This window comes from Rhodopseudomonas rhenobacensis (assembly GCF_014203125.1).
Classification (GTDB): domain Bacteria; phylum Pseudomonadota; class Alphaproteobacteria; order Rhizobiales; family Xanthobacteraceae; genus Rhodopseudomonas_A; species Rhodopseudomonas_A rhenobacensis.
Map to the genome: position 1 here is coordinate 25,382 of NZ_JACHIH010000004.1, position 13,436 is coordinate 38,817.

Below are 13,436 nucleotides of genomic sequence, written 5' to 3' on the forward strand. Positions count from 1 at the left end.
ACCATGGCGCCTCCGCTGATCCAATTGAAAGACATCGCGCTGACCTTCGGCGGCACCCCGCTGCTCAGCGGGGTCGAACTGTCGGTGTCCGCCGGCGAGCGGGTCTGCCTGATCGGCCGCAACGGCTCCGGCAAATCGACGCTCTTGAAGATCGTCGCTGGCCTGGTGCAGCCCGACCGCGGCAGCCGCTTCGTGCAGCCCGGCGCCACCATCCGCTATCTGCCGCAGGAACCCGACTTCGAGGGCTTCTCGACCACGCTGTCCTATGTCGAGGCCGGCCTGCACGCCGGCGACGAGCATTACCAGGCGGCGTATCTCCTGGAACAGCTCGGCCTGCATGGCGACGAGGACCCTTCCCATCTGTCCGGCGGCGAGGCCAGGCGCGCCGCGCTGGCGCGGATGCTGGCGCCCAATCCGGACATCCTTTTGCTCGACGAGCCGACCAACCATCTCGACCTCACCACCATCGAGTGGCTGGAGGCAGACCTCGCGGCCCGGCGCTGCGCGCTGGTCATCATCAGCCATGACCGCCGCTTCCTGACCAATCTGTCGCGCGCCACCGCCTGGCTCGATCGCGGCCAGATCCGCCAGATCGACCGCGGCTTCGCCGATTTCGAGCAATGGCGCGACGACGTCTTGGCCGAGGAAGAGCGCGACCAGCACAAGCTCGACCGCAAGATCGTCGCCGAGGAGCATTGGCTGCGCTACGGCGTCTCCGGCCGCAGGAAGCGCAACGTCAAGCGGCTCGGCAACCTGTTCGAGCTCCGCGAGCAGCGTCGCGACTATCGCGGCACCGCGGGTTCCGCCAACCTCAACGCCGCCGAGGCGGAGAAATCCGGCAAGCTGATCATCGAGGCCAAGGGCATCGGCCGGGTCTATGAGGACCGCAAGATCGTCGACGACTTCTCGATCCGGGTGCAGCGCGGCGACCGCATCGGCATCGTCGGCCCGAACGGCGCCGGCAAGACCACGCTGATCAACATGCTGACCGGCGCAGCGCCGCCGGATTCCGGCACAATCCGTTTCGGCGTCAACATCGAGATGGCGACGCTGGACCAGGGCCGCGAAAGTCTCGACCCGAAATCGACGCTGGCCGAAGCCTTGACCGGCGGTCGCGGCGACAGCGTGATGGTCAACGGCAAGCCGAAGCACGTCGTCAGCTACATGAAGGACTTCCTGTTCGCGCAGGAGCAGATGCGCACGCCGCTGGAAGTGCTGTCCGGCGGCGAACGCGGCCGGGTGATGCTGGCGCGGTCGTTGGCCAAGCCGTCGAATCTTCTGGTGCTCGACGAGCCCACCAACGACCTCGATCTGGAAACCCTCGACGTGCTGGAAGAAATGCTCGGCGACTATGAGGGCACGGTGATCCTGGTCAGCCATGACCGCGACTTCCTCGACCGCGTGGTGACCTCGGTGATTGCGCCGGAAGGCGCCGGCCGCTGGGTGGAATATGCCGGCGGCTATTCCGACATGCTGAAGCAGCGCGGCGCGGACCTGACGCGCGCCGCCGTCAAGGCGGTGGAAACCGCCAAGGCCGACAGCGCCAAGGAAGCCGCCGCGCGCGGCGAGAAGCCGGCCGCGGGCGCGGCAAAGCGCAAGCTGAATTTCAAGGAAAAGCACGCGCTCGACACGCTGCCGAAAACCATCGCCAAACTGCACGCCGAGATCGCCAAGCAGCACCGCTTCCTCGACGATCCCAATTTGTACGCCAAGGACCGCAAGAAATTCGACACCGCCTCCGCCGCGCTCTCCGCCGCGCAGAAGGAGCTGCAGATCGCCGAGGACCAGTGGCTGGAATTGGAGCTCTTACGCGAAGAGATCGAGAGCGCGTGAGTAGCGGGTGCACTTGAATCGACAGCGGGCAAGTAACGACGATCAGCAATGCTGACCCCCATTATCCGGCCCTGAACCCAACCCGTCATGGCCGGGCTCGTCCCGGCCATCCACGGGAACCAGCACAGCCTCGCTCGTTGGCGTGGATGGCCGCGACGAGCGCGGCCATGACGCGGAGAGGTCCGTCATTTATTGGAGAGGTCGCGAGGGGCGATCCCGATTGCAGCGACGACCTCGAAGGGCGACGGCGACTTCGACCTCGAAGGGCGACGGCGACATGCTTGTGCACCGTCATTCCGGAGCGCGAACAGCGTCAGCTGTGAGCGAACCCGGAATCTTGCGACACGCATTATCTCTTGTACGCGCAGCAAGATTCCGGGTTCGCTCGCAAGTGCTCGCGCCCCGGAATGACCGCGGTTGGTCTGCGACTTATCGACAGCCTCAGCGCGCGAGCCAGCGCAGCACGCCGCGGCCCGCCGCAGCGCCGGTGGCGAACGCGCCCTGCAGCAGATAGCCGCCGGTCGGCGCCTCCCAGTCCAGCATCTCGCCGGCGGCGAACACGCCGGGCACTTTGCGCAGCATGTAATCGGCGTCGAGTTCTGAAAACGCGATGCCGCCCGCGGTCGAAATTGCGCGGGCGATCGGCTCCAGGCCATTCAGACGGATCGGCACCGCATTGATCAGCGCCGCGAGTTCGGCGGGCGCCAGCGCCGACAACGCCGCGCCTTGCGCGATCGCCGCCTCCTGCAACAGCCCGACGCCGAGCGGCGTCAGATGCGCCGCCTTGCGCAGGAAATTCGTCAGCGACGCCTTGCCGCGCGGCGCCGCCAGCCGCGCCGTCAACTCATCAGCAGGCACATCCGGCCGCAGCGCCACGTGCAGCGTGGCTTCACGGTCGGCGAGGATGGCGTCGCGCAACGCCGCCGACAGCGCATAGACGGCGCCGCCCTCGATGCCGCTCCTGGTGATCATCGCCTCGCCGCGCACCACGCGGCCGCCGAACGACAGCGCGATGGTCTTCAACGGTTGCCCCTCGTAACGATCGCGAAAAATCTCCGACCACGCCACCGTGAAGCCGCCATTAGCCGGCCTGAGCGGCGCGATCGCGACTTGCTTCGCCGCCAAAATATCGACCCAGCCGCCGTCGGAACCGAGTTTCGGCCACGACGCGCCGCCGAGCGCCAGCACGCTCGCGCCGGCCTGCACCGCGCGCTCGCCGTCGGGCGTCGCAAAGCGCAGCGCGCCATCGTCGCCCCAGCCCTGCCAGCGATGTCGCAGCTTGAGTTCGACGCCCTCCGTCTGCAGCCGGCGCAGCCAGGCCCGCAGCAGCGGCGAGGCCTTCAGCGCGGCCGGAAACACCCGTCCGCTACTGCCCACGAAGGTCGGCTGCCCCAGCGCTTCGCTCCAGTCCCGTAATGCGTCGGGTGAGAACGCCTCGATCGCGCTTTGCAGATGCGGTAACGCGGCGCCGTAGCGCGACAGAAATTCTGGCAGCGGCTCGCTGTGCGTGAGGTTCAAGCCGCCGCGCCCGGCGAGCAGAAACTTGCGTCCCGCCGACGCCATGCCGTCATAGACCGTGACGCGCGCGCCGCCTTGCGCGATCACCTCGGCCGCCATCAGCCCGGCCGGCCCGGCACCGATGATCGCCACGCTGTTCGAAGTGCCTATCATGGCGCAACGCTATGCACGCTGATGCGCGGCTTGTAAAATCTCCGGGCTATTGAGCCCGAGCGTTCGCGCCATCGGAAGCGAACTCCCTCGCCCATGGGGAGAGGGTTGGGGTGAGGGGTTACGGTCTATCGATAGGCTTGCAGCCCCTCACCCGGATCGCAAGAGCGATCCGACCTCTCCCTATGGGAGAGGTGAAGACCGCGCGTCGCAGGCGCTTCGGAATAACGGAGGGCCTACCCCTTCGCCAGCCGTGCCGCGGCCTGCTCGACGTACTTCTGCGTCTGCTGGAACGCGCCGTCGAGCGCCTGCGCCTTCGACATGTCGGAAATCTCGGCGAAATGCGCCGCGATGGCGTCCGGGGTCCAGTCGGCTTCCGGCAAATTGAGCCCTTCGCTTTCCATCAGCTTGACCACCGCGAACGAGCCGGCGCCGGCGCCGATGATGGTGCGGGTCGGCGCGTCCTGGCTCAACAGATAGAGCACCGCGGGCGTGATCGATTCCGGCTTCAACAAGGCCAGCGCCTGCGGCGGCAGCAGTTCCTCGGTCATCCGCGTCGCCGCGGTCGGCGAGATGGTATTGACGCGGATGTCGGTCTTGCGGCCCTCGGCGGCGAGCACATTCATGAGACCAATGACGCCGGCTTTCGCAGCAGCATAATTGGCCTGGCCGAAATTGCCGTACATGCCCGACGACGAGGTGGTGACGACGATGCGGCCGTAGTTGCGCGCGCGCATGCCCTCCCACACTGCCTTGCAGCAATAGAACGTGCCGTTCAGATGCACGTCGATCACCTTGGCGAAGTCGGCGAGCTCCATCTTGGCGAAGGATTTGTCGCGCAGGATGCCGGCATTGGCGCACAACAGATCGACGCTGCCCCACTCCGCGGTGGTCATGTCGACCATCGCCTTGACCTGTTCGAAATTGGAAACGTCGGCGCCGTCCGCCATCGCGATGCCGCCGGCGGCACGGATTTCCTCGACCACGGCCTCCGCCGCGGTCATCGAGCCGCCCGAGCCGTCGCGCCCACCGCCGAAATCATTCACCACCACCTTGGCGCCGCGCGCCGCGAGGCCAAGCGCGTGCGCGCGTCCGAGCCCATTGCCGGCGCCGGTGACGATGGCGACGCGTCCGTCAAATCGAATGCTCATGGTTGCCGTCCCTGAAGTTTAAACCGTGGTTTCTTGTTCTGCGAAATAGATCAGCCCGAGCCAGTCGGCGACCAGCGCCGAGCGTTTCTCGCCCTCGATCTCGACGCTGACCGCGGTGCGCGACAGCAATTCGTTGGGCTTGCGCATCACAGCTTCAGCCAGCATGAAGCGGCCGCGCACCCGCGATCCGGCGCGCACCGGCGAGATGAAACGCAAGCGATCGAAGCCGTAATTGACGCCCATGGTGGCGCCGCGAATTCTGGGCATGGCCTCGTAGGAGAACACGCTGAGCAGCGACAGCGTCAGAAAGCCGTGGGCGATGCTGCCGCCGAACGGGGTTTCGCGCGCGGCGCGAAGCGGGTCGACATGGATGAATTGATGATCGTCGGTGGCGTCGGCGAACCCGTCGATCCGCGTTTGATCCACCAGATGCCAGGCCGAGACGCCGACCTCCTGCCCCACCATGGCGAGGTAGGCCTCGCGTTCCACCACCGAAGTCATGTGCTCTCCGTCACGCTTATTGTTGCGACGCACATTCCACAGCTGGCGGCCAAGCGCCAAGCGATTTCTTGCGATCCGCACCGCGACGATAGCCGCGCTAACCCTCCGATTGTCCCAGCTTTTGCTGCAACTCGACGAATTCTTCTTCGCGGAATTCGCGGCCGCGCAATGCATCGCTGCGGTCGTCGTCGTGCTCGAGCCGGCGCAGATGCACGCGGCGGATCTTGCCGGAGATCGTCTTCGGCAATTCGTCGACCAGCTCGATGCGCCGGATCCGCTTGAACGGCGACAGCCGCGCCTGCAGATGCCGGAAGATCGACAGCGCGGTGTCGCGCGAGCGTTCGGTGCCGGCGACCAGCATCACATAGGCCTTCGGCACCGCCAGCCGGATCGGATCCGGCGCCGGCACCACCGCGGCTTCCGCCACCAGATCGTGTTCGAGCAGAATGCTCTCCAGTTCGAACGGGCTGATCCGATAGTCGGAGGATTTGAACACGTCATCGATGCGGCCGACGAAGGTCAGATAGCCCTCGTCGTCGGCGAAGGCGACGTCGCCGCTGCGATAGAGTTCGCCGTCGGCGCCGCTCACACTGCCGCCGTCGCCCTGATAGCCCTGCATCAGCCCCGCGGGACGATCGGCGCCGAGCTTCAAGGTGATCTCGCCCTCCTTGGCCGGCTTGCCGTCGGGATCGGTGATAATAACCTTGTAGCCCGGCAGCGGCCGGCCCATCGAGCCGATCTTGACCTTCTGCCCCGGCGAGTTGCCGCACAGCGCCGTGGTCTCGGTCTGGCCGTAGCCGTCGCGGATGGTGAGGCCCCACGCCGCCTTGACCTGATCGATCACTTCCGGATTGAGCGGCTCGCCGGCGCCGCAGACCTCGCGCAACGCCACCTTGTAGTCGCCGAGTTTTTCCTGGATCACCAGCCGCCACACCGTCGGCGGCGCGCACAGCGTGGTGACGCCGCAGCGCGCCACGGTGGCCAGCAGGGTCTTGGCGTCGAACCGCGGCTGGTTGACGACGAACACCGTCGCGCCGGCATTCCACGGCGCGAACACGCAGCTCCAGGCGTGCTTGGCCCAGCCCGGCGAGGAAATGTTGAGATGGATGTCGCCGGGCTGCAGACCCAGCCAATACATCGTCGACAGCGCGCCCACCGGATAGCTGCGCTGGCTGTGCCGCACCAGCTTCGGCTTCGCCGTGGTGCCGGAGGTGAAGTACAACAGCATCGGCTCGCCGGGGTCGGTCGGCGCATCCGGCGTGAATTCTTCCGGATAGTCGGTGCTCTGCGCGAATGGCAGCCAGCCGTCCTGCGCATCGCCCGCCACCACGCGCTTCAGATCATCGCCGCCGAGGCTGGCGAATTTCGCCACCTGGTCGGGCGCCGCCACCACCAGCTTAGCGCGGCCGCGCTCCAGCCGGTCGCGCAATTCGTCGGTCGTCAGCAGCGTGGTCGCCGGGATCACCACGATGCCGAGCTTGATCGCCGCCAGCATGATCTCCCACAGCGGAACGACATTGCCGAGCAGCAGCAGCAGATGATCGCCTCGGTTGAGCCCCTGCGCGCGCAGGAAATTCGCCACCTGGTTGGAGCGCCGCGACAGTGTCGCGAAGGACAGCTTGTTCTCGCTGCCGCTCGCCGCATCGACGATCCACAGCGCGGTGCGATCTCTGCTTTCTGGGTCGGCCGCCAGTCCGGCGTCGAACCAGTCCAGCGCCCAGTTGAACGGCGCGTCGTCGGGCCAGCGGAAACCCGCCACCGCGGTGTCGTAATCGGTGCGATGCGCGAGCAGAAACGCCCGCGCCTCTTGGAAAGTAGTCATGTCTCGTCCCCAAGTCTTGTTATTCTGACGTCGCTACGCGGACGCTCAATTAGTTACGCTTCAACCCACACTTCCGTCATCCTGAGGAGCCCGGCGTCGTCCGCAGGACGAAGCCGGGCGTCTCGAAGGATGGGCTACGGGCACTCGAAGCCGCATCCTTCGAGACGCCGCGCGAAGATCGCGCGGCTCCACAGGATGACGACTCTCCCTTACTCCCCCGCCTGCCCGCGCAGATAGTTGATGATCCCCGAAAAGTCCGTGCCGCCGTGGCCGGCGTCGGCGAACGCCGCGTAGATTTCTTCCGCATGCGCGCCGAGCGGCGTCGCAGCACCCGCGGCCTTGGCGGCTTCCTGCGACAGTTTCAGATCCTTCAGCATCAAGGCGGCAGCAAAGCCCGGCTTGTAGTCGTTGTTGGCCGGCGAAGTCGGCACCGGCCCCGGCACCGGGCAATAGCTGGTCAGCGACCAGCACTGCCCCGACGAGGTCGAGGCGACGTCGAACAGCGCCTGATGCGACAGCCCGAGCTTTTCCGCGAGCGTGAACGCTTCGCTGACCGCAATCATCGAAATGCCGAGGATCATGTTGTTGCAGATCTTCGCCGCCTGGCCTGCGCCGGGGCCGCCGCAATGCACGATCTTCTTGCCCATCAGTTCGAGCACCGGCTTCGCAGCCTCGAACGCCGCCGGCGCGCCGCCCGCCATGAAGGTCAGCGTCGCCGCCTTGGCGCCGCCGGTGCCGCCGGAGACCGGCGCATCCACCGACGCGATCTCGTGCTTGGCCGCCAACGCATGAGCGCGGATCGAACTGCCGACGTCGATGGTCGAGCAATCGATGATCAGCGCGCCCTTGGCGATGCGCGGCAAAATTTCGTTCCACACCGCCAGCACGTGATTGCCGGCCGGCAGCATGGTGACGATCACTTTGGCGTCGGCCACCGCCTCGACCGCCGAACCCGCGATGCTCACGCCGTCGCCCTTGGCCGCTGCGCAGGAGGCCGCCACCAGATCGAAGCCGGCGACGCTACGCCCGGCTTTCACCAGATTGCCGGCCATCGGCCCGCCCATATTGCCGAGCCCGATAAACGCGATTTTGCTCATTCCTGCCCCTCCACGTTTTGTTGTTCGATTAGTCTGGAAATTGCAGCTCCTTCTCGCCGCGGCCGACGAAATAGCGCGCCACGATGTCGTCGCTGACGTCCTCGAGCCGTGACGGCTGCCATTTCGGGCTGCGGTCCTTGTCGATCACCGCGGCGCGAATGCCTTCGACGAAATCCGCGCTGACGAACACCTGCAGCGCCGCGCGATACTCGGCAATCAGGCAGGCCCGCAGCGAGGGCAAACGCCGCGCCTCGCGCAACAGCTTCAACGTCACCTTGAGGCTGGTCGGCGATTTGCTCTGCAGCGCCTGTAGGGTCGCGCGCGCGAACTCCGAGCCGTAGCGCGACAATGCCGAGACGATCTCTTCGACCGTGTCGTGGGCAAACGCCGCATCGATCCGATCGCGATGCAGTTCGGCCGCTCCCGGCTGCGGCGCCGCGGCAAAGCGCGCGACGATGCCACGCACCTGCGCGGCCGTCGCCGCGGGCGCCTGTGTCAGTGCGTCGCGCAATGCCGGCCAGGCGGACTGCGGCACATAGCTATCGGCAAAGCCGGCATAGATCGCATCGGCGCCGTTCATGATCGCGCCGGTGAGGCCGAAATAGCTGCCGATCTCGCCGGGCGAGCGCGACAACAAATAACTGCCGCCGACGTCGGGAAAGAAACCGATGCCGACCTCGGGCATCGCAACCTTGGTGGTCTCGCTGACAATGCGATGCGAGCCATGAGCGCTGATGCCGACGCCGCCGCCCATCACCAGCCCGTCCATCAAGGCGACGTAGGGCTTGGCGAAGGAGGCGATCCGCGCGTTCAGCAGATACTCTTCGCGCCAGAACACCGGGCCGAGATCGCCGCCCTGCTGCGCGCTGTCGTAGAGGCCGCGGATGTCGCCGCCGGCGCACAACCCGCGCTCGCCGGCGCCTTCGATCAGCACCAGCGCCACCTCCGGATCGGCGGCGAAGCCATCGAGTGCGGCGTCGATGCCGCGCGCCATCTGCAGCGTCAGCGCGTTGATCGCCTTCGGCCGGTTGAGGCGGATGACGCCGGCGGCGCCTTCGCGCCGCACGATCAGCTCCGGCTCTTTCAGCGGCGCATTCATCGCGCGGCCTCGATCAGCTTGCGCGCCACGATCAGCCGCATGATCTCGTTGCTGCCTTCCAGGATCTGATGCACCCGCAGGTCGCGCACGATCTTCTCGATGCCGTATTCGCTCAAATAGCCGTAGCCGCCGTGCAACTGCAGCGCCTGGTTGGCGACCTCGAAGCCGACGTCGGTGCCGAACCGCTTGGCCATCGCGCACAGCATCGTCGCGTCATGATCCTTGCGGTCGAGCGCGGCGGCGGCGCGCCAGACGAAAGTGCGCGCGGCCTCCAACTCGATCGCCATGTCGGCCAGGCGAAACTGCAGCGCCTGGAATTCGTCGAGCCGCTTTCCGAAGGCTTTACGCTCCTTCATGTAGCTCAGCGATTTGTCGAGCGCGGATTGCGCGCCGCCGAGCGAACAGGCCGCGATGTTGATGCGGCCGCCATCGAGGCCGGCCATCGCGATCTTGAAGCCGATGCCCTCCTCGCCGATCCGGTTGGCGACCGGCACCCGCGCGTTCTCGAACATCACCGCACAGGTCGGCTGCGCGTTCCAGCCCATCTTGCGCTCATTGGCGCCGAACGACAGCCCCGGCGTGTCGCGCTCCACCACCAGCGTGGAAATGCCCGAGGCCCCCTCGCCGCCGGTGCGCACCATCACCACATAGAGCCCGGCCTGGCCCGCGCCGGAGATGAACTGCTTCTGGCCGTTGAGGATGTAGTGCTCGCCATTGCGCACCGCGCGGGTGCGCAAGGCCGCCGCGTCAGAGCCGGAGCCCGGCTCGGTCAGGCAGTAGCTCGCGATCAGCTCCATGCTGCACAGCTTCGGCAGCCATTTGCTGCGCTGCTCCGCGCTGCCATAGGCGTCGATCATCCAGCTCGCCATGTTGTGGATCGAGAGAAATGCCGACACCGTCGGGCAGCCCTGCGCCAGCGCCTCGAAGATCAGGGCGGCATCGAACCGCGTCAGTCCGCTGCCGCCGACGTCGTCGCGAATGTAGATCCCCGCCATGCCGAGCGCAGCCGCCTGCCGCAGCACCTCGACCGGAAAATACTTGTCCTGATCCCATTGCAGCGCGTGCGGCGCGATCTTTTCCGCGGCGAAGTCGCGCGCCATGTCGCGGACGGCGCGATGGTCTTCGGTGAGGGTGAAGTGCGTCATGCGGGCCGCCAGTCGGAAAGCAACATGACGTGACGCGCAAGCTCGGTGCCGGCGAGTTTGGCCGTGAAGCGGCGATCCGCCGTCACGAGTCGCGCGTCAACTCGCCGCGCCGTTTCGAGGTAGATCAGGTCGTAGATAGGATGGCGAAGAAGGCAGGCACTCTGAAATGCAGGCTGGATCATGTCGTCGATGTCGATGAGTTCGGGCAACAAGAATGAAATCCTACGAAAGTGATCCGAGGCTTGCCGCAGGTTGAGCGTTCCTTGCTTGGTCTTGGTGACCAGGGCGTTGGCCAGTTCGGTCTTGATCAAACGTGGCGCAACGAGACGATCTGTCGAAATCGAAATTTCTCTCGCGATATCCGACATCGCTTCCGGAACGAGCCACTTGACGGCAACGCTGGCATCAACAACCCACGTCCTCACATCAGGCCTTCCCTGATCTCCTCCAGCGTCAAAGACGGCTGGATGCCATCGTAGCTCGAATGAAAATATCGGATGAGGGCCACCCGCTCCTCTGGCGTTAACGGCCGCTTTTGCTCGAGCATGAACTCGATCTCCTGCTCGAATGTGCGGCCGTTCGCGCGCGCGCGCCGATCGAACGACGCATCCATTTCTTCGATACGACTCAGCGACTTCATCTCAGTCATGGCGCTTCTCCGGAATGAGAATGTCCCAGCCTACCTCACTTCATCGTCGGAATCGAGAATTCTGCCCCCTCCTTGACGCCCGACGGCCAGCGCGCGGTGACGGTCTTGGTCTTGGTGTAGAAGCGGATCGAATCCGGGCCGTGCTGGTTGAGGTCGCCGAAGCCGGACTTCTTCCAGCCACCAAAGGTGTAGTAGGCGATCGGCACCGGGATCGGCACGTTGATACCAACCATGCCGACATTCACCTTGGCGGCGAAGTCGCGCGCGGCGTCGCCGTCGCGGGTGAAGATCGCGACGCCGTTGCCGTAGTCGTGGTCGGAGGGCAGCGCCAAGGCTTCCGCGTAGTCGTGGGCGCGCACCACGCTCAGCACCGGGCCAAAAATTTCTTCCTTGTAGATCCGCATGTCCTTGGTGACGTTGTCGAACAGGCAGCCGCCCATGTAGAAGCCGTTCTCGTAGCCCTGCATGGTGAAGCCGCGGCCGTCGACGGCGAGCGTGGCGCCCTCCTCGATCCCGACATTGACGTAGTCCTTGACCCGCTCCAGCGCCGCGCGAGTGACCAGCGGACCGAAATCCGCCGACGGATCGGTCGAGGGGCCGATCTTCAGCGCTTCGACGCGCGGGATCAGCTTCTCCATCAGCGCGTCGGCGGTAGCCTTGCCGACCGGCACCGCCACCGAGATCGCCATGCAGCGCTCGCCGGCCGAGCCGTAGCCGGCGCCGATCAGGGCGTCGACGGTGTGGTCGAGATCGGCGTCGGGCATGATGATGGCGTGGTTCTTGGCGCCGCCGAAGCATTGCGCGCGCTTGCCGGTCGCCGCCGCCCGCTCATAGATGTATTGCGCGATCGGCGACGAGCCGACGAAGCCGACCGCCTTGATGTCCGGATCGTCCAGGATGGCGTCGACCGCATCCTTGTCGCCGTTGACGACGTTGAGGATGCCCGGCGGCAGGCCGGCCTCGATCATCAGCGCGGCGAGCGCCATCGGCACCCCGGGGTCGCGCTCCGATGGCTTCAGGATGAAGGCGTTGCCGCAGGCGATCGCGGGCGCGAATTTCCACATCGGGATCATCGCCGGGAAATTGAACGGGGTGATGCCGGCGACGACGCCGAGCGGCTGCCGCATCGAATAGATGTCGATGCCGGGGCCGGCGCCTTCGGTATATTCGCCCTTCATCAGATGCGGGATGCCGCAGGCGAATTCCACCACTTCGAGGCCGCGCTGGATGTCGCCCTTGGCGTCCGGCACGGTCTTGCCGTGCTCGCGGGCCAACAGCTCGGCGAGCTTGTCGTAGTCGCGCTGGGCGAGCTCGAGGAATTTCATCATCACGCGGGCGCGGCGCTGCGGGTTGGTGGCGCCCCAGGCGAGCTGCGCCTGCTTGGCATCTTCCACCGCGGCGCGCAGCTCGGCCTTGGTCGCCAGCGCGACCTGCGCCTGCACCTCGCCGGTCATCGGCTCGAACACGTCGGCGAAGCGGCCCGACGTTCCAGCAACCTCGCGGCCAGCGATGAAATGCCCGATTGAGCGCATACGTTCCTCCAGAAGCTGATTTTGGGGATATCTTGAACAGACTTTTGCGGCGTTTGGGAAGGGCTTGCCGTCGCGATTCCGGCAGACTAGCGGCTGCGTCCTGCCCCGGCAAACCGCGAACGCGTATGCGTGCCTTGAGAAAAACGCCTCAGTCCGCGGCCGGAGCCAGCGCCGGTTTGCGCACTGCGCGCGGCTTCGCGGTGGATTTTACCGCGGCGGCCCGATCCAGCGCGGCCTCGCGGCCGGCGCTCAGAATCTCGTCGGACATCTCGCCGTGGCCGGCGATCCGCGAAAGCAGCAGCGCGCCCATCATCGTCGCCATCGCGGCGATCGCCTGCTTGCGCGCCAGCTTCGGCGGCGCGTCGACGATCTGCTCCGCCACCATCTCGATCATCTCCTCGAGCTTGGCGGCGAACGCCTTGCGGGTCTTCGGGCTTTCGCGGGCGATCTCGGCGCCGAGCGCCGGCACCGCGCAGCCGCGGCCGGGATCGTCGCGATGCGACGCCGTCAGATAGGACTCCACGATCGCCGCCAGCCGCTGCTGCGGCGGCAGTTCGGCGGCGAGCTTGCGCCAGCGCGCGTTGGAGCGGTCGATCGCATAGCCGAACGCCTCGACCAGCAGCGCCTCGCGGGAGTCGAAATGCGCGTAGAACCCGCCATGGGTCAGCCCCGCCTCCTTCATCAGGTCGGCGACGCCGATGCCGTGGGCGCCCTTTTCGCGTAGCCGGACCGACGCCTTCTTGACGATCCGGGCGTGGGTTTCCTGCTTGTGGTCCTTGGAATAGCGCATGGCCGACCTATAGAATGTCTGAAATCATATGATGACACTTTTCGCGGCAAGATGCTGCAGTCTTTTGGTCGACCCGCAAAGATACGAGACGTGCCCCGGACGCAGCGCGGCGCGCCGCACTCGCGGCGGCGTGCGCTGCGAGCCGGGGC

12 protein-coding genes are annotated in these 13,436 nt (G+C 66.2%); 1 reads left to right on the top strand and 11 read right to left on the bottom strand.

Features of this window, described 5'->3' with window-relative positions; genetic code table 11:
- The first annotated feature begins 3 nt into the window (after positions 1 to 3).
- Positions 4 to 1,833 (top strand): ABC-F family ATP-binding cassette domain-containing protein, encoded by a 1,830-nt coding sequence (locus HNR60_RS05105; protein ID WP_184254996.1) that lies wholly within the window; start codon positions 4 to 6, stop codon positions 1,831 to 1,833.
- A 441-nt stretch (positions 1,834 to 2,274) separates the two neighbouring features.
- On the opposite strand, the gene HNR60_RS05110 is transcribed toward HNR60_RS05105, so the two are convergent.
- From HNR60_RS05110 to HNR60_RS05160, 11 genes are all read right to left on the bottom strand, one after another.
- Positions 2,275 to 3,504: a BaiN/RdsA family NAD(P)/FAD-dependent oxidoreductase gene (locus HNR60_RS05110; RefSeq protein WP_184254998.1), complete on the bottom strand. Its 1,230-nt coding sequence runs from the start codon at positions 3,502 to 3,504 to the stop codon at positions 2,275 to 2,277.
- Between the two features lie 233 nt (positions 3,505 to 3,737).
- Positions 3,738 to 4,652: an SDR family NAD(P)-dependent oxidoreductase gene (locus HNR60_RS05115; RefSeq protein ID WP_184255000.1), complete on the bottom strand. Its 915-nt coding sequence runs from the start codon at positions 4,650 to 4,652 to the stop codon at positions 3,738 to 3,740.
- An 18-nt stretch (positions 4,653 to 4,670) separates the two neighbouring features.
- A complete protein-coding gene (locus HNR60_RS05120; protein ID WP_184255002.1) occupies positions 4,671 to 5,153 on the bottom strand; it encodes a MaoC family dehydratase in 483 nt (160 codons plus the stop codon).
- A gap of 97 nt (positions 5,154 to 5,250) precedes the next feature.
- Positions 5,251 to 6,975 (bottom strand): AMP-binding protein, encoded by a 1,725-nt coding sequence (locus HNR60_RS05125; protein ID WP_184255004.1) that lies wholly within the window; start codon positions 6,973 to 6,975, stop codon positions 5,251 to 5,253.
- A gap of 209 nt (positions 6,976 to 7,184) precedes the next feature.
- Entirely contained in the window at positions 7,185 to 8,072 is an 888-nt protein-coding gene (gene mmsB / locus HNR60_RS05130; RefSeq protein ID WP_184255006.1) for a 3-hydroxyisobutyrate dehydrogenase, read from the bottom strand.
- A 28-nt stretch (positions 8,073 to 8,100) separates the two neighbouring features.
- Positions 8,101 to 9,171, bottom strand: coding sequence for an enoyl-CoA hydratase/isomerase family protein (locus HNR60_RS05135; RefSeq protein WP_184255008.1), 1,071 nt, complete (start codon positions 9,169 to 9,171; stop codon positions 8,101 to 8,103).
- On the bottom strand, positions 9,168 to 10,316 hold the full coding sequence (locus HNR60_RS05140) for an isobutyryl-CoA dehydrogenase (protein WP_184255010.1): 1,149 nt from the start codon (positions 10,314 to 10,316) through the stop codon (positions 9,168 to 9,170). Before HNR60_RS05140 ends, HNR60_RS05135 begins: the two co-directional genes overlap by 4 nt.
- Positions 10,313 to 10,741, bottom strand: a complete 429-nt coding sequence (locus tag HNR60_RS05145) for a PIN domain-containing protein (RefSeq protein WP_184255012.1) — start codon at positions 10,739 to 10,741, stop codon at positions 10,313 to 10,315. Before HNR60_RS05145 ends, HNR60_RS05140 begins: the two co-directional genes overlap by 4 nt.
- The gene (locus HNR60_RS05150) at positions 10,738 to 10,965 is read right to left on the bottom strand and encodes a hypothetical protein (RefSeq protein ID WP_184255014.1); all 228 of its coding nucleotides are present in this window, start codon (positions 10,963 to 10,965) and stop codon (positions 10,738 to 10,740) included. The genes HNR60_RS05145 and HNR60_RS05150 overlap by 4 nt, the downstream gene beginning before the upstream one ends.
- Before the next feature lie 35 nt (positions 10,966 to 11,000).
- Positions 11,001 to 12,497, bottom strand: a complete 1,497-nt coding sequence (locus HNR60_RS05155) for a CoA-acylating methylmalonate-semialdehyde dehydrogenase (RefSeq protein WP_184255016.1) — start codon at positions 12,495 to 12,497, stop codon at positions 11,001 to 11,003.
- A 148-nt stretch (positions 12,498 to 12,645) separates the two neighbouring features.
- Entirely contained in the window at positions 12,646 to 13,287 is a 642-nt protein-coding gene (locus HNR60_RS05160; RefSeq protein ID WP_184255017.1) for a TetR/AcrR family transcriptional regulator, read from the bottom strand.
- Between the last annotated feature and the right edge of the window lie 149 nt (positions 13,288 to 13,436).

Bases quoted from the DNA above. Each gene is read 5' to 3' on its own strand.
- HNR60_RS05105 (WP_184254996.1), top strand. From the start codon at position 4: ATGGCGCCTCCGCTGATCCAATTGAAAGACATCGCGCTGACCTTCGGC.
- HNR60_RS05110 (WP_184254998.1), bottom strand. From the start codon at position 3,504: ATGATAGGCACTTCGAACAGCGTGGCGATCATCGGTGCCGGGCCGGCC.
- HNR60_RS05115 (WP_184255000.1), bottom strand. From the start codon at position 4,652: ATGAGCATTCGATTTGACGGACGCGTCGCCATCGTCACCGGCGCCGGC.
- HNR60_RS05120 (WP_184255002.1), bottom strand. From the start codon at position 5,153: ATGACTTCGGTGGTGGAACGCGAGGCCTACCTCGCCATGGTGGGGCAG.
- HNR60_RS05125 (WP_184255004.1), bottom strand. From the start codon at position 6,975: ATGACTACTTTCCAAGAGGCGCGGGCGTTTCTGCTCGCGCATCGCACC.
- mmsB (WP_184255006.1), bottom strand. From the start codon at position 8,072: ATGAGCAAAATCGCGTTTATCGGGCTCGGCAATATGGGCGGGCCGATG.
- HNR60_RS05135 (WP_184255008.1), bottom strand. From the start codon at position 9,171: ATGAATGCGCCGCTGAAAGAGCCGGAGCTGATCGTGCGGCGCGAAGGC.
- HNR60_RS05140 (WP_184255010.1), bottom strand. From the start codon at position 10,316: ATGACGCACTTCACCCTCACCGAAGACCATCGCGCCGTCCGCGACATG.
- HNR60_RS05150 (WP_184255014.1), bottom strand. From the start codon at position 10,965: ATGACTGAGATGAAGTCGCTGAGTCGTATCGAAGAAATGGATGCGTCG.
- HNR60_RS05155 (WP_184255016.1), bottom strand. From the start codon at position 12,497: ATGCGCTCAATCGGGCATTTCATCGCTGGCCGCGAGGTTGCTGGAACG.
- HNR60_RS05160 (WP_184255017.1), bottom strand. From the start codon at position 13,287: ATGCGCTATTCCAAGGACCACAAGCAGGAAACCCACGCCCGGATCGTC.